At 35.3% G+C, this 20,590-nt stretch carries 19 protein-coding genes; 7 read left to right on the top strand and 12 right to left on the bottom strand.

What is annotated here, in order from left to right:
• The first annotated feature begins 523 nt into the window (after nt 1-523).
• The 7 genes from D0T60_RS07980 to D0T60_RS07950 all read left to right on the top strand — a co-directional run bounded on the left by D0T60_RS07980 (nt 524) and on the right by D0T60_RS07950 (nt 6,496).
• On the top strand, nt 524-1,363 hold the full coding sequence (locus D0T60_RS07980; protein ID WP_163217635.1) for a radical SAM protein: 840 nt from the start codon (nt 524-526) through the stop codon (nt 1,361-1,363).
• A complete protein-coding gene (locus tag D0T60_RS07975) occupies nt 1,360-2,286 on the top strand; it encodes a radical SAM protein (RefSeq protein WP_163217634.1) in 927 nt (308 codons plus the stop codon). Before D0T60_RS07980 ends, D0T60_RS07975 begins: the two co-directional genes overlap by 4 nt.
• A 2-nt stretch (nt 2,287-2,288) precedes the next feature.
• A complete protein-coding gene (locus tag D0T60_RS07970; RefSeq protein WP_163217633.1) occupies nt 2,289-3,248 on the top strand; it encodes a glycosyltransferase family 2 protein in 960 nt (319 codons plus the stop codon).
• Complete coding sequence (locus D0T60_RS07965; RefSeq protein ID WP_163217632.1) at nt 3,245-4,177, top strand: UDP-glucuronic acid decarboxylase family protein; 933 nt, start codon at nt 3,245-3,247, stop codon at nt 4,175-4,177. The genes D0T60_RS07970 and D0T60_RS07965 overlap by 4 nt, the downstream gene beginning before the upstream one ends.
• A 166-nt stretch (nt 4,178-4,343) precedes the next feature.
• Entirely contained in the window at nt 4,344-5,528 is a 1,185-nt protein-coding gene (locus D0T60_RS07960; RefSeq protein ID WP_163217631.1) for an ATP-binding protein, read from the top strand.
• 21 nt (nt 5,529-5,549) lie between these two features.
• Nucleotides 5,550-5,699 carry a hypothetical protein gene (locus D0T60_RS07955; protein WP_239059520.1) on the top strand — a complete coding sequence of 50 codons (150 nt, stop codon included), beginning with the start codon at nt 5,550-5,552 and terminating at the stop codon, nt 5,697-5,699.
• Between the two features lie 239 nt (nt 5,700-5,938).
• Nucleotides 5,939-6,496 carry an HdeD family acid-resistance protein gene (locus tag D0T60_RS07950; RefSeq protein WP_370524402.1) on the top strand — a complete coding sequence of 186 codons (558 nt, stop codon included), beginning with the start codon at nt 5,939-5,941 and terminating at the stop codon, nt 6,494-6,496.
• 68 nt (nt 6,497-6,564) lie between these two features.
• On the opposite strand, the gene D0T60_RS07945 is transcribed toward D0T60_RS07950, so the two are convergent.
• From D0T60_RS07945 to D0T60_RS07890, 12 genes are all read right to left on the bottom strand, one after another.
• Nucleotides 6,565-7,761 carry a glycosyltransferase family 2 protein gene (locus D0T60_RS07945; protein WP_163217629.1) on the bottom strand — a complete coding sequence of 399 codons (1,197 nt, stop codon included), beginning with the start codon at nt 7,759-7,761 and terminating at the stop codon, nt 6,565-6,567.
• Nucleotides 7,758-8,618, bottom strand: coding sequence for a glycosyltransferase family 2 protein (locus D0T60_RS07940; RefSeq protein WP_163217628.1), 861 nt, complete (start codon nt 8,616-8,618; stop codon nt 7,758-7,760). The genes D0T60_RS07945 and D0T60_RS07940 overlap by 4 nt, the downstream gene beginning before the upstream one ends.
• A gap of 1 nt (nt 8,619) precedes the next feature.
• On the bottom strand, nt 8,620-9,780 hold the full coding sequence (locus D0T60_RS07935; RefSeq protein WP_163217627.1) for a glycosyltransferase family 4 protein: 1,161 nt from the start codon (nt 9,778-9,780) through the stop codon (nt 8,620-8,622).
• Nucleotides 9,764-10,903: a glycosyltransferase family 4 protein gene (locus tag D0T60_RS07930; protein ID WP_163217626.1), complete on the bottom strand. Its 1,140-nt coding sequence runs from the start codon at nt 10,901-10,903 to the stop codon at nt 9,764-9,766. Before D0T60_RS07930 ends, D0T60_RS07935 begins: the two co-directional genes overlap by 17 nt.
• 404 nt (nt 10,904-11,307) lie before the next feature.
• Nucleotides 11,308-12,474: a polysaccharide pyruvyl transferase family protein gene (locus D0T60_RS07925; protein ID WP_163217625.1), complete on the bottom strand. Its 1,167-nt coding sequence runs from the start codon at nt 12,472-12,474 to the stop codon at nt 11,308-11,310.
• Entirely contained in the window at nt 12,471-13,997 is a 1,527-nt protein-coding gene (locus D0T60_RS07920) for a lipopolysaccharide biosynthesis protein (RefSeq protein WP_163217624.1), read from the bottom strand. The genes D0T60_RS07925 and D0T60_RS07920 overlap by 4 nt, the downstream gene beginning before the upstream one ends.
• Before the next feature lie 286 nt (nt 13,998-14,283).
• Entirely contained in the window at nt 14,284-15,114 is an 831-nt protein-coding gene (locus tag D0T60_RS07915; RefSeq protein WP_163217623.1) for a DUF4422 domain-containing protein, read from the bottom strand.
• 39 nt (nt 15,115-15,153) lie between these two features.
• Entirely contained in the window at nt 15,154-16,341 is a 1,188-nt protein-coding gene (locus D0T60_RS07910; protein WP_163217622.1) for a Coenzyme F420 hydrogenase/dehydrogenase, beta subunit C-terminal domain, read from the bottom strand.
• On the bottom strand, nt 16,328-17,320 hold the full coding sequence (locus tag D0T60_RS07905) for a glycosyltransferase family 2 protein (RefSeq protein ID WP_163217621.1): 993 nt from the start codon (nt 17,318-17,320) through the stop codon (nt 16,328-16,330). Before D0T60_RS07905 ends, D0T60_RS07910 begins: the two co-directional genes overlap by 14 nt.
• Nucleotides 17,317-18,255 carry a glycosyltransferase gene (locus tag D0T60_RS07900; protein WP_163217620.1) on the bottom strand — a complete coding sequence of 313 codons (939 nt, stop codon included), beginning with the start codon at nt 18,253-18,255 and terminating at the stop codon, nt 17,317-17,319. The genes D0T60_RS07905 and D0T60_RS07900 overlap by 4 nt, the downstream gene beginning before the upstream one ends.
• Nucleotides 18,248-19,435 carry a glycosyltransferase family 4 protein gene (locus tag D0T60_RS07895; protein ID WP_163217619.1) on the bottom strand — a complete coding sequence of 396 codons (1,188 nt, stop codon included), beginning with the start codon at nt 19,433-19,435 and terminating at the stop codon, nt 18,248-18,250. The genes D0T60_RS07900 and D0T60_RS07895 overlap by 8 nt, the downstream gene beginning before the upstream one ends.
• 1 nt (nt 19,436) lies before the next feature.
• Nucleotides 19,437-20,573 (bottom strand): glycosyltransferase family 4 protein, encoded by a 1,137-nt coding sequence (locus tag D0T60_RS07890; protein WP_163217618.1) that lies wholly within the window; start codon nt 20,571-20,573, stop codon nt 19,437-19,439.
• Nucleotides 20,574-20,590 lie beyond the last annotated feature (17 nt).

Raw genomic sequence — 20,590 nt, 5'->3', positions numbered from 1 at the left:
AAAGTCCTGTCGGACTTTCAAGCGTTCACGCTCGCGTGAACATTTGTGAACCCCGCACTACAGCAAGCCGCCGGACGTTAGCTGCAATCGAGCGCGTATTGCAACTAAAAAAGTATTTGAGAGATTGGATTCATTTTAGGGAAAATCAAGGATAGATTTTCTCGCTTCAAGCTTAGCAAAAGAGATTTGCTGAAAAGTTACGATTTTCACAAGCTGATCGCTTGAAAAGCTTGAGCGAAGTTACAAGAAAAAAACGACAAAGTCAATCCTTTTTCTTGTAAATCATAAAGTTAAGCAGATTTTTTATACTTTTACCATTGGAATTAAACTTCATAAATCGGGAATTTATGGAAATTTATCCAATGTTTTAGTTGCAATAACTTGATCCGCCCGACTGTAAAAAGCCGTTTTCAAGAACGACTTCAGCTAACTGTCAGTTTGGTGCAATACCCTTCGGGATACAGCACCAAGCTGACGGACGTTGTAGGCAATATAGGGAAACGTAATGCCATAATGAAAAAAAATGAAAAATAATTTTTACAAAGTAACAAGCATATATTATATGATTACTAACGAATGTAATCAACGATGTACCAAATGTTCTCATTGGAAGAATAAAGACAATGCCACACGATTGCCCGTAGAAAAAATTATAACTGCTTTGAAAAGTATTTCAACAGCAAAAGAGTTTTGTATAGTTGGCGGAGAACCCACACTTTTTAAAATGGAATTTTGTGACATACTTCAAGGAATTTCTGAAACTTCCATAAGAACGACAATTGTTACAAACGGAGTCTTAGCAGATAAAAATTTCATTGATAAAATCGCAAACTACAACATTCATATTGTATTCTCCATAGACACTTTGGATAGAAAATTTTGGAAATTTGTGAGAGGAACAAATTCATACGACATTGTTTTTCAAAATTTAGAACATGCAACAACAGTCCTAAATCCCAGCAAGATTAGTATTCAATCTGTATATTCAAAAGAAACAAAATCGCATATAGCCCAAGTTGCAGAATATGCTAAACAGAAAAATATTTATCATTCTATTCAAGACTATATTTCTGATGGTTTTAATGGTTCTTGGTCGGAGACTGAAGCTAAACAAATAATTCCACCAAATGAAGGACAACAATGTTTTTCAGTAAATAGAAATCTTTCAATTATGCAAAATGGAGATGTATTTACTTGTTTTCAGCAATCATGGATCAAAGAATGCCATAACCCGCTTGGAAATTTGCACACTCAGAGAATTGATGATATTTTGATTTCTGATTATACATTATTTGTGAGTAAAAAAATGACAGTTTGCAATTTGCCTTGCAAAGTTTTAAAATGCAATATAAAAGAATCATGAATTTTGAAGAAATAATTATAGAATTAAGTTTTAACTGCAATTTGAGTTGTACAATGTGTGGGTTTGGCAAAGAAACGAACCCATTCAATAAAGATAAATTTTTGTCATTTGACAAGTACCGAACCCTGCTACACCAAATAGGAGAGAAAACAAGAATAATTAGGTTGAATGGTCGCGGAGAAAGTACAATTCACCCTGATTTTGTGAAAATTCTAAACTATACAAAGTTGTATTTTCCGCAATTAAATATCAATCTATTTTCCAACTTCTCATTCAACAATGATGAAATAATCAATGCTTTGATTACAAATGGTGTTCAACTTTTCATTTCGATGGACAGTCCAAAAGCAAATGAATTATCTGCAATTAGAAAAGGAGCAAATTTTCAATTTATAGAATCTAATATCAAACAACTGAAAACTTTACGAAATAGACCATTTATTGTTTTTACAATACAAGAAACAAATATACTTCGCATATATGAGATGGCACAATTTGCCTTTGAAAATAATTGTCATATTTTGTATAATACAATTCGTAGAGACGAGGGTATTGAACCATTTGTTGATAGTGTAAAACTGAATTACCAAACAATTATAGAACAGTTTAAGCAAGTCCGAAAATTATACGAAAATTCAAATTTACAATATTTGTATCCCGATCAACTTGCAGGAATCAAATTGAAAGCGGAAAGGCAGACAAAAACGCATGGATCGATGAAACAATGCCCTGCGTTAGACAAAGAATTGTGTATTTTACATGATGGCACAATAACCCCTTGCAATATGTTCAATCCTTATGTTTATGGGAATATTTTTAATCAATCGTTGAGCGAAATATGGGAGAGCAAAGAACGAAACGTGTTTCTTCACTCTCACAAGTGTTTTTATTATTGTCAGAATTGTGCCAATTTAGGAGTTTAAATATGAGTTCTCTATCAAATGTACCCTACGGTAAAATTTTAGATTATTGGTATGAAAGATTATCAAACAATCCATTCCAAATCAAATTTTTATTAACCAAAATAATTGAAATAATCGCTTTCAAGAAATATAGCACAAAACAAAACAATAATAATTATCAATACATTGATTTCCCTTTACCGATAGCAAATAATATTCCGCAGAATCCGACAATTAGCATTGTTGTTCCAACTTATATCAAAAATCAGAAAGACATAAATGATATTGAAAATCTTTTGCAATCAATTTCAAAGCAATCAATTAGTCCGAATAATGTTATTATAGTTGACGATTGTTCTCCCATTGAATATTCTTTTCCCAAACACATACAAGTTTATCGGCAACCTGAAAATTCAGGTCCTGCCAAAGCACGGAATTTTGGAAAAAAGATTGCTCTCGAGAATAATTCTGATGTAATAGCCTTTACTGATACCGATTGTATCCTTTCTAAAAATTGGATCGAAGCAATTATTTCAGAATTTCAAAATTCAAAAAAAGCTCAAATCTTGTCTGGTAATACGATTTCTTACGATAAAAATTGGTTTGGAATATATCACAACATAAACGGAACATTAAACGGTCGAAAATTTATTAACAGCGAACAACTCCTATATGGTACAACTGCAAATTTAGCAATAACTCGACAAGTAGCTGAAGATGTAAATTTTAATGAAGAATTTCCACTGCCAGCAGGTGAAGATATTGAATTTTGTTTTCGTGCAAATCAAAATGGTTTTGCAATAAAATACAACTCACAAATGGTCATTTCTCATAACTATGGTTATACTACAAATTTGTTTCAAAATCTAAAATCTTTTAATCGTCAATTCAGAAGATATGGACAAGGCGAGACTACTTTGCTCAATGAAATCCCTGAATATTACGCTTACTTTGATAAAACGGAAGAAATAACAGCTTTATGAAACGAATATTAATAACAGGTGGAGCAGGTTTCGTCGGTTCTCATTTATGCGAAAGATTGCTAAATGAAGGAAATAATGTTATATGCATGGATAATTATTTCACTGGAAACAAAAAAAATATTGAAAATTTAATTAATAATCCGAATTTTGAAATAATTGAACACGATATTTGCGAACCTTATTTTATCGAAATTGACGAAATTTATAATTTGGCTTGTCCTGCTTCACCCTTTCATTATCAATATGATGCAATAAAAACCATAAAAACCTCTACGTTGGGTGTAATCAATCTTTTGGGTATAGCAAAACGTTCGAGAGCAAAAATTTTACAGGCTTCAACAAGTGAAATTTACGGCGACCCAAAAATTCACCCACAAAATGAAGCATATTGGGGAAATGTTAATCCAATAGGAATTCGTTCTTGTTATGATGAAGGTAAACGTTGTGCTGAAACTTTATTTATGGATTACTACCGACAAAATAATGTTCGAATCAAAATTGCACGTATTTTTAACACTTATGGAACTCGCATGCAGGAAAATGATGGGCGAGTAGTCTCAAATTTTATTATTCAAGCATTGCAAAATAAGGATATAACAATTTATGGAAGCGGAGAACAAACGCGCAGTTTTCAATATGTAGATGATTTGATTGACGGTTTGATTCGTTTAATGAATACAGCAGATAGCTTTGTTTCACCTGTGAATATTGGAAATCCTACAGAATTTTCCATTCTAAAATTAGCCGAAGAAATAATCTATTTGACAAATTCTAAATCAAAAATTATATTTTTACCTGCTGCTCAAGATGACCCACAACAGCGTCAACCAAATATATCATTAGCAAAAGAAATATTAGATTGGCAACCTAAAATAGAATTGAAAGACGGATTAATAAGAACAATTGAGTACTTTCGTAAAAATAGATAAGATATGCAAAAACGATACAATATACTGCCTATAACAATCAAGGGCTTAAACGCAATGTAGCGTAGCGGAATTTCGTTTTAAGCTTGTGTTGAACTTATAAACCAAATGTATTTATTATATTTGCACTGCGTAGAAATACGCACTCCACTGCGTAAAATGTAAAGCTATGTACAAAAGGGCAGAATATCAAACAATTAAGAATAGGCTTGAAGAGCAGCGAAGGTTTATTCAAGTCGTAATGGGTGCTCGACAGATAGGCAAATCGACAGTAGTCAAGCAAGTGCTAAAAGATTTGGATGCTCCTTACCAATTCTTTTCTGCCGACAATGTTCCGGCTACGAACAGTGCTTGGATTTCCAATTGTTGGGCAGCGGTTCGCAGCCTGAAAGAGAGTAAAGGACAGGACAGCATCATCCTTGTCATAGATGAGATACAAAAAATTGCGAACTGGAGTGAAGTCGTAAAAAAAGAGTGGGATGATGATACATTCCATGACCGCAACATCAAAGTTTTGCTTCTTGGTAGCAGTCGCGTATTATTGGAAAAGGGATTGTCAGAATCATTGGCTGGACGATTCGAAGAAATCCGCATGAGCCACTGGAGCTATCAAGAAATGAAAGAATGTTTCGGTTTCTCGCTTGACCAATATCTGTTCTACGGTGGTTATCCCGGTGCTGCCTCTTTAATTGATGATAATGATCGTTTTCAGCAATATATCCAATCATCCATTATTGACGCAACTATCAATAAAGACATTTTGATGGATACTCCCATAAGCAAACCAGCTTTGCTTCGTCAAACATTCGAGTTAGGAGCAGCTTACTCCGGGAGCTTGCTTTCTTTGAATAAAATGCTTGGTTCGTTGCAAGATGCAGGTAATACGGCAACTTTGGCAGGGTACATCAATTTGCTGGATGAGAGCGGACTACTTTGCGGACTTCAGAAATTCAGTATGGATATGGCAAGGCGAAAAGCAAGTATTCCCAAATTGCAGGTTTACAATAACGCATTGAAAATGGTGTATAGTTCATTCACTTTTCAACAAGCTATTCTTGACCGTAAAGCATGGGGACATATCTTTGAATCGGGTATCGGTGCCTATCTCGTCAGTCAAGCATTTATTCATCGTTTTGAGGTATTCTACTGGCGTGAACGCAATGATGAAGTGGATTTCATTCTACGGAAGAAGCGCTCCGTAGTAGCTATTGAAGTCAAGAGCAATGCGGAGAAAAAAACAGAAGGATTAGATAAATTCAGACAACTATTTAATCCTCAATCCTCATTTATTGTCGGTGATGGCGGTATAGCTGTTGAAGATTTCTTCTTGATGGATATAAGGAAGTTGTTTTAAACTTTGTCAGTAATGGAAGATATGAGTACAAATGAAAACATACTGACTGACATAAGCGCAGAACTTGAAAAGGAGTTTGGCGCACATGGAACGCCCAGCCGAGAACAGTTCGATAAGGAAGCATACGCCTTCTATACTGAACAAATTCAAAATGGAACAAGAGAAGATTGAAATCGTTAAACCGATAGCATAAACTATAAGTATTGACCGAAAGTTGACCGAATTGCAATTTTAGAAAACCATATCTTTCTGATATTCAGCATAAAAGGATAATGTATTCGAATCCGCCTGGGATTCTAAACTCGGTTAATAAACTCTAAATATATAGGTGCAGCTCGGATATGGTGCATTTATATGTGTTACTTTTATATAATAAAGTAATGTTGAATTATTGATAGCTATAATTTATGATGAATTATTCATTTATACGTGCTATTTGTGCACTAATTATTGGGTTGGTATTGGTAATATGGCCCGATTTGGCTGTTGTTTACCTTGTTATAACCATTGGAATATTGTTTTTGGTTCCGGGATTGTTTGGTGTAATTAGCTATTTTGCCAATAAAAGTAATCAAACTTCTCGCAATTTCCCTATAGCATCTATTGGAAGTGTTTTGCTGGGATTAATTTTGGTGATTGTTCCGGCGCTTTTCGTAGATATATTAATGATTCTGTTGGGAATAGTCTTATTGCTGGGAGGTATACAGCAATTGTATTCGTTGTTTACGGCTCGTAAATGGACAGCGGTGCCTGTTGGTTTCTATGTGCTGCCTTTACTTATTACCATTGCGGGGGTATTTATTTTATTTAATCCTACAGATGCTCGCAATACAGCTTTTATAATTATTGGAGCTTCCGGAATTGTTTATGCTATATCAGAATTGATTAATTGGTTTCGTTTTATCAATAAAAAACCAAAAACACCGGTTACTACAGATATAGTGGATGCTGAAATTATAGATGAATAAAAAGAGTACGAAAGAAAAAAACGAAAGCATCCTAAAATAATTATTTTGTGGAAAATTTAAACAGGCTCTCAAGCCCTTTTGGCTTTTTCCCAGGCACCGCTTGAACTGCCTTTGCGTTTGTTTAGATAGTTAATACCTTTCAATACATTTATATTCATAAAAAGGAAATAATAAGGAATGAAGAGTAGTTTGTTTTTTATCTGTTTGGTAGATAGATCATACCCCCATAATCCTAAAAGATAGAATAATACTTGTAGTGCAAGTATCGTTCCGTAAAATGGGATGGACACTCCTGTAAATAATAATGCCACATTTAACGGTAACAGAGAAAATAACATGAAAGGAGTAATAGACCAGCGCAGTACTCGATGTGAAACATACTGGAAACTAAGTAAACCATAGCGGAAAATATTCAATAAAGGTCGCAGTCGCCAAATAGATTGGAGTCCTCCTGCTGCAATACGTACTTTGCGCTTTTCTTCCTCTTTCATATCGGCCGATCCGTTCTCTATGGCGTATGCATTTTTACAATAAGCGATGGTATATCCTTTCATCGTAATTCGTATGGAGAGAATAAAATCATCGAGCAGGGTATCGGGTTCCATTTCCTCGAATAGTTCTTTGCGAACAGCAAATAACTCTCCGGCAGCTCCTACAGCCGAATATAATCGGGAATCTAAATCTTTTAAAGTAGATTCATATTTCCAGTAGATGCCTTCTCCTCCGGCAGCAGCTCCGTCTTTTTCTTGTACGGCTACTCTTTTTTCGCCTGCAACACAGCCAACTTTAGGGTTCATAAATGCTAAAACAATCTCCCGAATGGCTTCTTTATTAAGCATGGTATTGGCATCGGTAAATACTACAAGGGGAGTATTTACTAAGCGCATGCCGCGATTCATGGCGGCTGTTTTCCCCAAGCGTTCAGATTGAAAGTAAACAGTGGCTTGCGGCCAGGCTTTTAGGCGTTTGTTGGTTCCGTCGTTGCTGCCGTCTGTTACCCAAACGATGTTTAGTTTATCGGCAGGGTAATCGAGCTCAATGCAGTTTTGCATTTTGGTGTCAATAACATCTTCTTCGTTGAAGGCAGTGATGAACAGGGTTACCTGGGGAAGTTCATTATCGTTTTGGGGTAAAGAGTATTTGGGAGATTTTTTGAATGCTTCTTTGATCTTTACCAGAAGATAAAGAAGTATACCGTATCCTAAATAAGTATAGAATACAATGAATAGGAAAAACCAGAAGAGGATGAGAAGAGTAAGTGTCATTTTTTGTTTTTTATAAGGTTGGAGTCTTCGTCTTCGTATTTTTCTTTGCTTTTGAAAATACCGGATATACTTTTTATTCCTTTTATAAACCGTACTTTGAAACTTTTAAATAAAGAACCATCGGCTCCTACTGTTCCGTATCCGGTTACAGGACGTGCTTTCCGGTTTCTGACGAAGGCTATTTTTCCATGTTTTTTAAGTTCTAATGCCAATGATCCGTCTTCTCCTCTGATGATATCAACACGTATTCCAATTTTTTGTGCATAATCGGTACGGTAGGCAAATACAAGCCCTCGAACACTTAGTTCCGGACGTTTGAAGGATTGGAAAAACAGATACATATCCCGGGTAAATTCATAGAATGATAATCCGAGTTGGGAGTGATCTTTATCGGGCATATAACTCCATAAAGAGCTGGCTGCCACAATACCCGGTTTTTCTAAGGCATCAACCATTATCTCAACATATTTTGGAGGGTATAAAGTGTCGGAATCAATGTTAATATGATACTTTCCTTTTGCCTGATTTAACCCACAGAGACGTGCATAACCACAGCTATGTTGATATTCGTTGTAATAAGGTATTCCTGCTTTTTGGAATATTTCTTCTGTTCTGTCTTTGGAGTCGTTATTTACTCCAATAATCTCTACAGGGTATTTACATACCATATCACTAAGCGACCAAAGGCAGGCTAATAAATGTTTTTCTTCATTGTAGCCAATAACAGATACCGTAATCAAAGGATCTTTGCTTTGCAGCTTGGCGAGCTTGCTACGAACTTCGTTAATAATATTATCGGGTGCTTCGCTAAAAGGTTTTTCATAAACCCGGAGATATTTTTTATACCATTTTTCCATCTTATTTTCCTTTCTTTGCTATTAATGATAAAAACAGGTTATTCCACTCTTGGGCTATCTGATCAATTTTATATCTTTCTACATTCATTCGGGCTTTTTCGCCCATGTTTTTACGTATATCGTTGTGCTCTATCAAATAAATAATGCTATTTGCCAGAAGCTCTACATCTCCATTTTTAACTAAAAGCCCATCTTCTCCATGTTTGATAATGTCACGAGGACCGCTTGGACAGGTGAAAGAAACCGGAGGCACTCCACAAGACATCGCTTCGATGATAACCATGCCAAAGCCCTCATATCTGGATGACAGAACAAAGATGGAGTTATCAATGTATTTATTAATGATGTCGGGAACTGCATGTTCCAATATGCAACTATTGTTCAGTTCTAATTTGTCAATTTGAGCCTGTAACTTATCTCTTTCGCCTTCTCCATAAATATGAAGAGTCCAGTCCGGATGCTTTTTATGTACTAAATGCCAACAGTCAATCAATAGATCGAATCCTTTTTGCCATGTGTACCGACCTACTGCAATCACTTTTTTGTGTTCGGTAGACGATTGTTTATCTGGGAAAAAAGGAAGAGGATTAGGAATGACTATTGTATTTGTAAGCTCATTCCATTTTTCGGCATCTTCGTGTGTTAAAACAACAAACTTGTCTAATCTCTTTAGCTTTTTTATTAATTGTTTCATCCAAAGATTGGAAAGCAATTTATGAATTGATGTTTCCTTCTTTTCGGATATCTCCCGGAAGTTCTCTCTATTAACATGTATCTCTCCTATTTTTATACTTCCATCTTTAATTTGGCTTATGAAATTAATCTCTCTGCGCAGCATAGATACGGTAATGTCCGGTTTAATCTCCATAAGGCAGTTTCTTAGTTTTACCTTATATTTTTGTTGCTTCTTTAGATAGATGTACATTTTCTTGTATAATGGTTTATTCCATAATTCATTAAAATCAATATCTAAATTGATAATTGTTATTTTGGACGATAAATGATAATAAGGTTTTTTCCCTTTCTCGTCGGTCAATATAATATAAACATCATATCCGAGTACATCAGCAAAGTAATTTGCCTTTATGGTAAGTACACGTTCCATACCCCCGGCTATATAAAGAGAAGGTAAGCAATATGCTATTTTAATTTTCTGTTTCATAACTGCTGAACATACTTTTTAATACTATTCCCATCTGGTTTTTCCATGATAAGTATTTAATAGACGCGCGTATTTCCGTGGAGTTCCATTTCCGGCTATGATAGAAGTCGACTATTTCTTGTATGTTGATAGGAGTTTCATCTGCCGGTTCTTTCAGGATGTAAGGCATTTGTTCAAAGTCCTCATCTATTTCGGAGTAGGCAAATGGGATTCCTCTTGCTGCATATTCTCTGTTTTTAAGCGTTTTTATGTAGGTAATATTGCTTCTGTGTCTTCCCAGGCTTCCAATACCAAAATCCGCTTCATTAAATAATGAGTCTAATTCTTTTCCGAATTTTCTTCCGTGTAGAATGACATATTTTTCGAGATTATTTTCTTTGATAGGAACAAGAATGTCTCTTTTTTCTCTTTCGCCGGTTAAGTCTCCAACAATATGAAAATAGACCGGTGTATTATGTGGACTCTTGTAATAATCGGCAAGTCCTTGAACAACACGATCAAAGCCATGCCAGTAATGAACTTCGGCAACTCCAATAAGATTTATTTGAGTTGAATGGGAAGTGCTGTTTGGTTGCTTTATTTTAATTTTCGAGAAATCAATACCATTAGAAATACGAATAGTTTGTTTACCAAAAATAACAGGCTCGTTCGAGAATGTGACAATTGCATCTGTTTCCCGGGCTAATCTTCTGCGGAAAAGTTTATCAACCCATAAATCCAGTTTCATTCGAAGAGTAATATATTCCTGATCGTACGGGTAAGTTGGAATTTCCATTACCACCTTAATGTTTCTTTTCTTGATTTTACTTATGAAATTGATTGTAAATGGATTCGCATTATGATAAGAACGGATATAAACAAAGTCTATTTCCTGTTCAATTATATATTCTAAAATAGCATTGAAACAAAAACGCTTCTTTATCTTTCCCCAAATTGAATTGCCAAAATTCACAAGAACCTGATTGTCTATTATCCATTTACGATTATTGTCTTTGTCAATGTCATAATAGCAATTGCGTATATCTACTCCACATTCTTTAAAGGCACTAATCTGATAACGGATTTTCTTTGAAATGCCATTAGATTCTTCAAATCCATGAAATATAAGGAACAGGGCTTTCATTATTCTATAAGTAAATATTTAAAGTTAGTTTACATAAGTAAGTATTCAAAGTGAATTCGCATAAGTAGGTATTCAAAATTAATTCATAATATGAGAAAGTCCCTCTCCGCCCTTTGGGCACCTCCCCCTTGCAGGGGAGGAGTCGATGCCGCAGGAATTCCTCCCCTGCAAGGGGGAGGTGCCCAAAGGGCGGAGGGGGTAATGATATAAACTAATTATGAACATCTACTTATTAAACAGCAAGCATTTACCCCGAAGTGGGTTCAACCCCTTCAGGGTTGAGATTCGATGTGGTATGTCTCCACCCCCGGGCTGCGCTTCGCTGACCCGGGGTTATGCACATCTCACCCCTTTCGGGGTGATTACTAAGGGGTGAATTAGTCCTAAACACTGGCTTATCAATTTTAAATGGATAAATTTCTTTGTAGAAAGTCAATCGCTTTCAGCTTTCTTTCTTCTCTGATTTTATTAACTTTATTCCAGTTAATTTCTTCTGCAATAAGGCTGTGAATCGGTTTTTCTCTTTCTTTGGAGATGTTAATTAACCTGCTTCCAAGTTCAAAGGTATCGAGTAGCGAATTGAATCTTTCGAGTCCACGTTCTTCATTTCCAATAGCAATAAATGGTTTGTTGAATATAATGGAGAAAATACACCCATGAAAAGAATCGGTTATGATAAATTTAGCATCCATAAAACCTTGTAGCCAATTGGTTACGGGGGGGTAAGTGCACGCAATAAGGTCGTATTTGGTTTCTTCTGATAAAACTTTATCCGGCATGGTGGTGAAGGTTTTCATATTCAATGCTTGGGCAATTTCGTCAGTTATTCTATTCTTTTCTACATCCGAATCAAGAATATACAGCATTATTTCTCCACAATGAGCAGGCTCGTTGGCTTCTTTTGTTAATTGAATATAGCTATCTTTTTCCAACAATAGGGTAGGGTCCAGTATATGCTTTGCATGATGGTAGTTCAAGTACTTCTCGAGCATGGTGATGCCGGACTTTTCTCTGACGGATACAGCATCGAAATGCTTAATTAAAGTCGAATATAGTATCGTTTCTTCTTCTGAAAATTCCCATTTATCAACACCAAACGATGCAGCAAAAGCAATTCTCTTTATATTTTCGGTTGGCCGGATAAAATTAAAGAAGAAATTCGGCATATATGGAGAATATTTAGGACGCCACACCTGATCGCTACCAACAATGCATGCGTGTATATTGTATTTTCTTATTGCTTTTCTTAACTCATTGTCAGATCTAAGAACTTCAGTCCTGTTTATTTTAAGATTTATAAATTCTAAAGTCTTGCTGCATATTTCCTTCTTTTCTTTTAGTAAAAACAAGTAAGGAGGAATTATCGGAGTGTTTTTTCTTCTGAATACATATCTTTTTATGATATTCTTTAAAATAACCTTCGACTCTCTAAGTACAGATATTTTAGGGTAATCTCTATTCAATACCCAAACAGTATGATTCATTCTTTGAAGAGTAGTTTGCAATGCAAAAGCCTGCAAAATCCCTCCATAGTTATTACGTAATGGTTGTGTGAGTATTCCTATATTCATCTATATTTCTTTATTACGTTTAAAACGGTTGATTTTATTTTCTTTTTGGTGTTTTTGTCTGTTCCTATAAAATAGACAGAGAAACACATCATAACTAAACTGGAAAAGCAAACACATAAGAACCTATAAAAACCGGGCGAAAGCGAGTAATAGATTAGTAGTGGTATAGGTAGCGAGACTAATGTTACGAGAACACAGTTTCCATATACTTTTACTACATATTCTTTTATATTGTAATCTATGTATTTCTTTAATATGATGATGCTAATTACTTCTGAGATGAGGAACACTGCTATCATTACAATAAATACACTCTCGGGTGTTGCTCCTTTTTTCAGGAAGAAATATGAAATAGGCAGGCTCAGGCAGAGAAGCGTACCTACCGTCATATTTAAGAGTTTGATATTGCCTGTAGCATGAAATACCGTAACCCGAGGCCCTTTTATTGATTGGAATAGGCATAATATAAGCACTAAAATAGCAAAGGTAATGGTGTGATCCGGAAAATTGCCTAACCATATTTTTAGAATAAATTCTATCTCAATACAAATTGGAATGGTAAAAATAAGCATTAGGAAATAAGAGTACTTACTACTGTTATACAGTAGGTTAAGCACATTCTCTGTATTGCCTAAAGCATATTGTTTTATCAGTTGAGGGCGAATGGCTGTCATAAAGCTGCTGGAGAATTTGGTTACAGCTCCTTGTATCTGATAGGCGATGCCTCGTGCTGCATTAACGCCCGGCCCGAAGAATATATTGAGTAAAATATTCATTCCTTGTCCTTGGGCAACTCCCGATATATTTCCTATCAAATCATAGCTTGTGTATGAGAGTATTTGTTTGTATAAGGCTTTATCTTTTTGAACAGAGAAATGACATTCTTTATAATGTTTGATACAATAGATACGATAAATTATCATAATGATTGCAGATACTACCAGCATTAGGAGCGAGTAAAGAATTAATCGGTCTATCTCTGCACTTGCTCCTTTAATTAAAAATGCAATCAGCAATTTGAGTATAACCTCAATAACAGCAACGTACGCATATATATTCATGCGTTCGTGTGCAATAATTGCAGCATTATATGGCACTTGTGTGATTGAAAAGAGGGTGCCAATAATCGAAAATTGATAAACATAATGTGCTGCATGCATCCTTTCCGGCGGAATTACCATCTTTTGGGTTAGCAGCCAAAGCCCAACAGTTTCGGCAAATAACAGAATGATTATAGCTATGAATATATGTATAGTAAGGGTGGTGCTGAATGTTTGTTTTAATTTGATGTAGTCTTCGCGACCTAACTCAAGTGTCAGAAAACGAGAAGTAGCTCCTCCTAACGCATCGTTGATAAATGTAAACATTACAATTACTCCTCCCACTACATTGTATATTCCATAATCATCAATCCCTAAGGCTGCGAGAATAATTCTGGAAGTGTAAAGGGAGATTAGCATAACAAACACCATTCTAAAGTATAGAATAATGGTGTTTTGGGCTATTCGTTTACTATTTATCATTAAGTAAGTATTCAAAATGAATTCATAAATTAATAAAACTGCAAGCATTTACCCCGACAGGGGTAATATGTGCATAACCCTGGGTGAGCGAAGCGTAACCCAGGGGTGATGGTACTACTCTCTTTGCCCTGAACCCCGAAGTGGGTTCAACCCCTTCAGGGTTGAGATTTGATGTGGTATGTCTCCATCCCCGAGCTGCGCTACGCTTGCACGGGGTTATGCACATCTCACCCCTTTCGGGGTGATTGCTACGGTATAAACTAATTATGAACATCTACTTTAAAATTTATTTATTAAAAAAGTAAGATATATTGTTTTTGATTCTACGATATGTATATCTTATATTACTTGGGTTGTATCCGCGCTTACATTCGTCAAGAAGCATAATTATAGGATAATGCTTAATTTTTAAATGATGTCTTTTGCAATATACATTGATAAGCCTTTCTGATAAATAGCCAAAAATTCTGGCTTGATCTTCATAAGGAGAGAGGATAATTCTTTTTTCCATCTCAAAGAGAATCTTGAATAACCATTCGGAATAACCGTCGAAGTGCTTCCACGAGGTGATAAACATATTGTAGCATGACATTGAATTTGATTTTTCCATTGTCTCTTCGAATGCAGGAATATAATCGGGCGTTAGTTCTGCGATTACATTCTTTAGAGTTATCCAATCATTCATGATATGGAAAACACAATATTGCGTGGCTATATTATAGGGGTGGTTACGGGTTTTTCCTAATATGATATCATACTTATTTAATACATTCTCCAAATCGGGGAACCGGTATCCTTTTCTGAAAAAATCATCCGCTGCAATAAAACTTCTATCCGGAGATAGTGCTTTTTGGCGGCGGTAAAAGTCAAAAAATCTCCGGTAATGATTTAAACCGATAATATCTGTTCCTTTCAGGTTTTTCCAAGCCCAGTAGTGGGCAGTTAATTCGCAATAGTTTTTATTCTTAATAGAAATGTTATCTCCTGTATTGTCCGGAGTATATGGTAACTTTTCGTTAGCTATATCTGTACCTACCTGAACCGGGAAAAAGAATTCATGCTTAGGAAGTAATACTTTTTTGTGAGCACAAACTATAATTTTGATGTTACTTTTCATGATTTGATTTTCTATTAATTTGTTTACTCTTGTTTCTGCTTATTTGGAGAAAATGAATTGATAAGTGCGCTTAAGTAACTTATAAAGTTCATATTCCAGTTTTTTATGCAAAGGATCTGATGTTAAAGACTTTACTGTTTTTATCATTGTTCCTTGCTCATATTCTTTAAAGAAAATATCTCGTTTAGCTGAAAGTTCGGCCGACATAATCAATGATTTATTTGACCTTACTATATCTTTATAACTAATGGGTTTATAAGCATAATTATCTTGAGGTATTCCGGAAAAGAATTCAACTCCTTTCTCTGTATTAAGCATAATGGCGCTGCATCCTTTGTCATCATCAAATTTCGGTACTATGTTCTCAATGCCCCAGAAATCTCCAATTGTAATGTCGCTTTTACTTTTTAAACTTTTGGTTGGGCAGTAGTAGCAAGAAGGTCTTAAATATAAATCTTTTAAATACCCTCTCATAAAAAGATTTTTTCCCGGCTTATCAATCCGCTCTTTAACTTCTTTTTCTCCTTTCTTATTGAGGGAGGTGTATTGCATGGAAAAACAATATCTCTTCCAGCTTTTGCTTTTATTTCTGAAATTGATATTTAAGATGTTAGAATCTTCAGGAAGAATCTCTTCAAGGTATTTTTTCCAGATTTTAGAAGATGGTACGCCGTGACAAATAAAATCCATTGTTATAAGATTCTTATATTCTTTTTGGAGGTAAAGCAGTAATCCGGATACCTGACAAGGCGTTCCTACGAAAAACACCAACTTACCTTCCTTAAGAAAAGACTCTGCCAATGCATAGTTATTGTTTACTCTGCTTTGTATATATTTTGACTTTAAGAATTTATTTATTTCATCATTAGAGTCGGTATAGTCGTGAAGTGTTTCCCATTCTTCATTAAACTTTACGCCGAATACTACCCCTTTGTTCTTAATAGTTTGCTGAGCACTTAAATGAAAAAAGCCTCCGGACGAACTATTGCTTCGAATAAATTCGTCTTTGTTTTTTAATGCATAAGATAATAAAGGCTCTCTTTCTTCTCTTTGGTTTATTACCGGACAAACCTTTTCGCAAAGCGAGCAGTGAATACAATTTTGCTCGTTAATTTGGGGGTATAAAAAGCCTTCGACATCTTCTTGCATCTCTATACATGCTTGAGGGCATTTGGTGGAACAAGCAAAGCATCCACAACAATCTTTTTTATGATTAAGCTTTATCATTCTTAAATGTTCTTTTTAAGATTGTTTTTAAATAAAGTATAACGTATGCTAAAGCATATATTTTATGCTGCACAAGGTAGAAGATCGCTTTATCGGCTGAGCTCATCGGAATATCTTTCCAGGTGTTGTTTGCTTCCGGCATAAGGTTGTGCCATAATTTCAGGTTCCTTAATGAAGGGTCAATAATCAGTGGTAATTTGATTACATATTTTCGTCGGTTCAAGGCAGAGCCAATCGCATGGGTGATCTGTGTTTCATTACAGAAGTCTTCTACTGCATATATTGCCTTGGTCCATAAATAGATGTTTTCCAGACTCTTTTTTGCCAGATGGTTTTCGTTATATTGCACATAATGATATAGTGCTTCTCTGGTGTATTCAACAGAATTGCTATAATAGATTAGTTTTAAACAGATGATAGAATCTTCGCCTACTCTAAGTTCTGAATGGAACTTTATATGGTATTTATCAAACAGTTCTTTCTTTATTAACAACTTCCATAGCACTACAAAAAAATCTTGAGAAACTACCGCTGCCAGCAACTCCGTTTTGGGGGTGGGGTAGCTTTCTTTGATGTGTTGACTGCACTCTTTAGTGTCTAAATAATAGTCGCATCCTACAATATCAGCCTTAGTCTGAATTATTTTATTATACATTAATTCAATCATATTTGGCTCAATCCAGTCGTCGCTATCAACGAATTGTATGTACTCGCCTGTGGCGTGTTTCAGTAATGTGTTTCTGGTTTCGGCAATACCTTGATTGGTGGTATGATGAATTATTTTAGTACATTTCTTTCTTTCAGGATACTGTTTCAGCGTTTCTTCTAATAGTAATATGCAATTATCCGGAGTACAATCATTAACGAAAACATATTCAATATCCTGAAACGTTTGTTTAAATAATGAATGGATACAACGTTCAAAAAAAGGCTGAACATTGTATACAGGAATCAATATGCTTACTTTAGGTTGCTTCATTTTATTTTTTCTTTAATGAGCCTTAAAGGTAAAATGAACTTTATTAGTACATTTATTTCTATATACTTCAAGTATCCGCTTTGGATGCAAAATTTTAAAAGCTTTACCTTATCTTTAAATGGATGAAGGCTTACGTTGTACAGAAAGGCATTAAGCGTTATTTTGATATGCTTTTTTATCGTATTGCGTATAATTGGAGCTTTTCCTTTGGAGAAAATATTTAATTGGTCGAATACAGTAAAGTAGCCTACCACGTTCTTCCACGAAATTTTCTGTGTCATGATAGAGGCTTCTCTGATTCTGCGTTTAAAGAAATCTTTGTCTATGTATGAAACCCTATTGGCCTTGATATATAATAACATGGTAAATAGTTGATCTTCGTGAATAATGCCGGGATAAAAACTAAAGTTGTTTTCTTTGTAATACGATGCTCTTATTACATTTAAGTACACAGGGCTTTTAAATTGCCAGGTATCCAGAAGGTAATTTAATATTTCTACCCCGCTATATACGCGATCCTCAATGCCGGAGTGATGATAATCCATCTGAAAGGATGAATCCGTAGATTCGTGAATGACATCTGCATTAAAGAAAACAAAGTCAAGATTTTCCTTTTCGCATTTCTCATAACATTCTTTTAATGCATTCTTATCGAGAAGATCGTCACTATCCATAAAATAGATATAGTCTCCACTTGCAACTTCTATTCCGCGGTTGCGAGTGTTAGACAATCCCTGATTCTCTTGGCTGTAAAGCTTTATCCGTTTATCTGTTGATGCTAACTCCTGAAGAATCTTGAAGCTATCATCGGTTGACCCATCGTTAACTATGATAATCTCAATATCTTGAAGTGTTTGATGTATAATGCTATCAACTGCTTGCTTTACATAATCTTGGGTATTATATACAGGGATAATTATACTTACTTTAGGCATTCTTATTCTGTTTAGTTATTGAGGGGTTATTTAATACCGATGCAAATAAATCCATCCATTGTTTCATTACATTTTCGATCTTATATTTCCGGGCGGATGTATATGATTTCTTTCCCATCTCTTTTCTTGCACTTTCATTCTCTATCAGCCAGATAATTTTATTGGCCAGTTCTTCAATATTTCCGTTTGGAACAAGCAGTCCGGTAACTTTGTCTTCAATAATATCTTTAGGACCACATGGGCAGTCGAATGAAACGGGAGGGATGCCGCAAGACATTGCCTCAATAATTACCATTCCAAAACCTTCGTATCTGGAACTTAAAACAAATATCGAACTGTTTAAATATTCGTTTCTTATATTAGAGGTTGGAGGTTCGCATCGAAGTGATTTCTCTAAGCCTTTTTGATTAGCCAGATTTTGATAATGTTGTCTGTCGCCATATCCATATATATATAATTTCCAATCCGGGTGTTTTTTGTTGACAATCTCCCAAGCATCAATAAGTCTTTCGAATCCTTTCTGCCAGGTATATCTCCCTGCTGATATCACTTTCTTATTAGAGCAATCGGATGTTGTTTCCGGATAGAACGATAGCGGATTAGGGATAACAGATATTCTTTCAATCTCGGTCCAATTAGCTTCGTCTTCATGAGTTAAGACGACGAAATGTGAAAGTTTTTTTAGCTCATGGATTAGTTTATTCTTCCAAACATTGGTAATGTATGAGTTAATAAAGCGAGGAAGAAATTTCTTTTTGAATACCCTGTAATCGCTTTTGTTGAAATGAAGCTCTCCAATCTTTATGCTTCCATCGGGTATTGAATTTATAAAATTGATTTCCCGTCTTATGGCCGATACGGTAATGGCAGGTTTTAACTCCATCAGGTATTTATAGAGCTTCTTCTTATACGTACGTTGTTTTATATAGTAGTGGTATAATTTCCTGAATAAAGGCATTGTATCTAATTCGTCGAAGTTAATATCAAAATTTACAATGTTGATATTGTCGGACATTTTGTAGAACAGAGGTTGCTGCTCTCTTTCGGTTAATACAATGTGGATTGAATAATCTGAATGCTCGGCTAAATAGTTGGTTTTCAAACTAAGTACTTGCCCCATGCCGCTGGGAGAATATAATCCTCCTACAATGTATACTATTTTAGGCTTTTCGCTCAACATATTATATTGTATTTAAAAAATCCACCCACTGTTTCATAACAATGTCTACCGAGTATCTTTTGATGTTTTGTTTGGCTTTACCTCCCATCGTTTTTCGTAATTCGGCATCTTCTATGAGGGTACATATTTTGTGGGCAAGTTCTGTTGTATCACCATTTTTAACCAGAAATCCGTCTTCTTTATCTTTAATAATGTCCGACGGGCCGTGTGGACAATCAAAAGATACGCAAGGAACTCCGCATGCCATTGCCTCAATTAATACCATGCCGAAACCCTCAAAGCGAGAACTCATTACATAGATAGAGCTATTAAGATACTTATCGGTGATGTTGTTGACCGCTTTTTCTATGAAAAACACATTACCCAACTGCTTTTCGTGAATCAGTGTTTCTAATTTATCTTTTAGCTCTCCTTCTCCATAAATATGAATATTCCAGTCCGGGTGCTTTTTATATACCAACTCCCATGCTTCAATGAGTCTGTCAAAACCTTTTTGTTCGTTTAGCCGTCCAATGGAAATTGCAGTTTTATTATTAGTGGAGCTGCTTTCGTCCGGATAAAAAGGTAAGGAATTGGGTATGATTGCTATTCTTTTTGCATGACTCCAGCTTTTGGCATCTTCTGATGTTAATACCACAAGGGCATCGAACTTGCCGACGGCGTGATTCAGTTTCTTTCTCCATAACTTTGCTATCTGTTTTTGGAGGAAGCTTTTCTGCTCTACGAGATGTAAATTACGAATGTATTTTTTGGCTACATGCGCTTCTGCTATTTTTTTACTTCCATCTTTTACGGTAGCAATAAAATCGGCATCTCTTCCTAAGGTTGAGAATACATAATCGGGCTTTATCTGTTTTAAGCATATCTCTACCTTCTTTTTGTATATGCGCATTAGCTTAAAATAAACAAACGCACGTTTAAGAATGGAGTACTTATATTGTTGACCAAAGTTGATGCCTAAGTCTATGTGGGTAACTTTAGGAGATAAAGGAAAAACAGGTGGGCGGTTAAGCTGCGAGTCTGTAATGATGTATACGTCATAATTACATTTCTCGGCAAAGTAGTTCGCCTTTTCTGTTATTACTCTATCGGCACCTCCTACGGTTAGAAGAGCGGTGTATATGTATACGATTTTCATCTTTGAGGTTGTTCTTA

The organism is Bacteroides sp. 224, from assembly GCF_010500995.1.
In the GTDB taxonomy this organism is placed as follows: Bacteria; Bacteroidota; Bacteroidia; order Bacteroidales; family Bacteroidaceae; genus Bacteroides.
The sequence above is the reverse complement of the archived record's forward strand: the minus strand, read 5'-3'. Positions and strand labels throughout refer to the sequence as shown.

Bases quoted from the DNA above. Each gene is read 5' to 3' on its own strand.
- D0T60_RS07980 (WP_163217635.1), top strand. From the start codon at position 524: ATGAAAAATAATTTTTACAAAGTAACAAGCATATATTATATGATTACT.
- D0T60_RS07975 (WP_163217634.1), top strand. From the start codon at position 1,360: ATGAATTTTGAAGAAATAATTATAGAATTAAGTTTTAACTGCAATTTG.
- D0T60_RS07970 (WP_163217633.1), top strand. From the start codon at position 2,289: ATGAGTTCTCTATCAAATGTACCCTACGGTAAAATTTTAGATTATTGG.
- D0T60_RS07965 (WP_163217632.1), top strand. From the start codon at position 3,245: ATGAAACGAATATTAATAACAGGTGGAGCAGGTTTCGTCGGTTCTCAT.
- D0T60_RS07960 (WP_163217631.1), top strand. From the start codon at position 4,344: ATGTACAAAAGGGCAGAATATCAAACAATTAAGAATAGGCTTGAAGAG.
- D0T60_RS07955 (WP_239059520.1), top strand. From the start codon at position 5,550: ATGAGTACAAATGAAAACATACTGACTGACATAAGCGCAGAACTTGAA.
- D0T60_RS07950 (WP_370524402.1), top strand. From the start codon at position 5,939: ATGAATTATTCATTTATACGTGCTATTTGTGCACTAATTATTGGGTTG.
- D0T60_RS07945 (WP_163217629.1), bottom strand. From the start codon at position 7,761: ATGACACTTACTCTTCTCATCCTCTTCTGGTTTTTCCTATTCATTGTA.
- D0T60_RS07940 (WP_163217628.1), bottom strand. From the start codon at position 8,618: ATGGAAAAATGGTATAAAAAATATCTCCGGGTTTATGAAAAACCTTTT.
- D0T60_RS07935 (WP_163217627.1), bottom strand. From the start codon at position 9,780: ATGAAACAGAAAATTAAAATAGCATATTGCTTACCTTCTCTTTATATA.
- D0T60_RS07930 (WP_163217626.1), bottom strand. From the start codon at position 10,903: ATGAAAGCCCTGTTCCTTATATTTCATGGATTTGAAGAATCTAATGGC.
- D0T60_RS07925 (WP_163217625.1), bottom strand. From the start codon at position 12,474: ATGAATATAGGAATACTCACACAACCATTACGTAATAACTATGGAGGG.
- D0T60_RS07920 (WP_163217624.1), bottom strand. From the start codon at position 13,997: ATGATAAATAGTAAACGAATAGCCCAAAACACCATTATTCTATACTTT.
- D0T60_RS07915 (WP_163217623.1), bottom strand. From the start codon at position 15,114: ATGAAAAGTAACATCAAAATTATAGTTTGTGCTCACAAAAAAGTATTA.
- D0T60_RS07910 (WP_163217622.1), bottom strand. From the start codon at position 16,341: ATGATAAAGCTTAATCATAAAAAAGATTGTTGTGGATGCTTTGCTTGT.
- D0T60_RS07905 (WP_163217621.1), bottom strand. From the start codon at position 17,320: ATGAAGCAACCTAAAGTAAGCATATTGATTCCTGTATACAATGTTCAG.
- D0T60_RS07900 (WP_163217620.1), bottom strand. From the start codon at position 18,255: ATGCCTAAAGTAAGTATAATTATCCCTGTATATAATACCCAAGATTAT.
- D0T60_RS07895 (WP_163217619.1), bottom strand. From the start codon at position 19,435: ATGTTGAGCGAAAAGCCTAAAATAGTATACATTGTAGGAGGATTATAT.
- D0T60_RS07890 (WP_163217618.1), bottom strand. From the start codon at position 20,573: ATGAAAATCGTATACATATACACCGCTCTTCTAACCGTAGGAGGTGCC.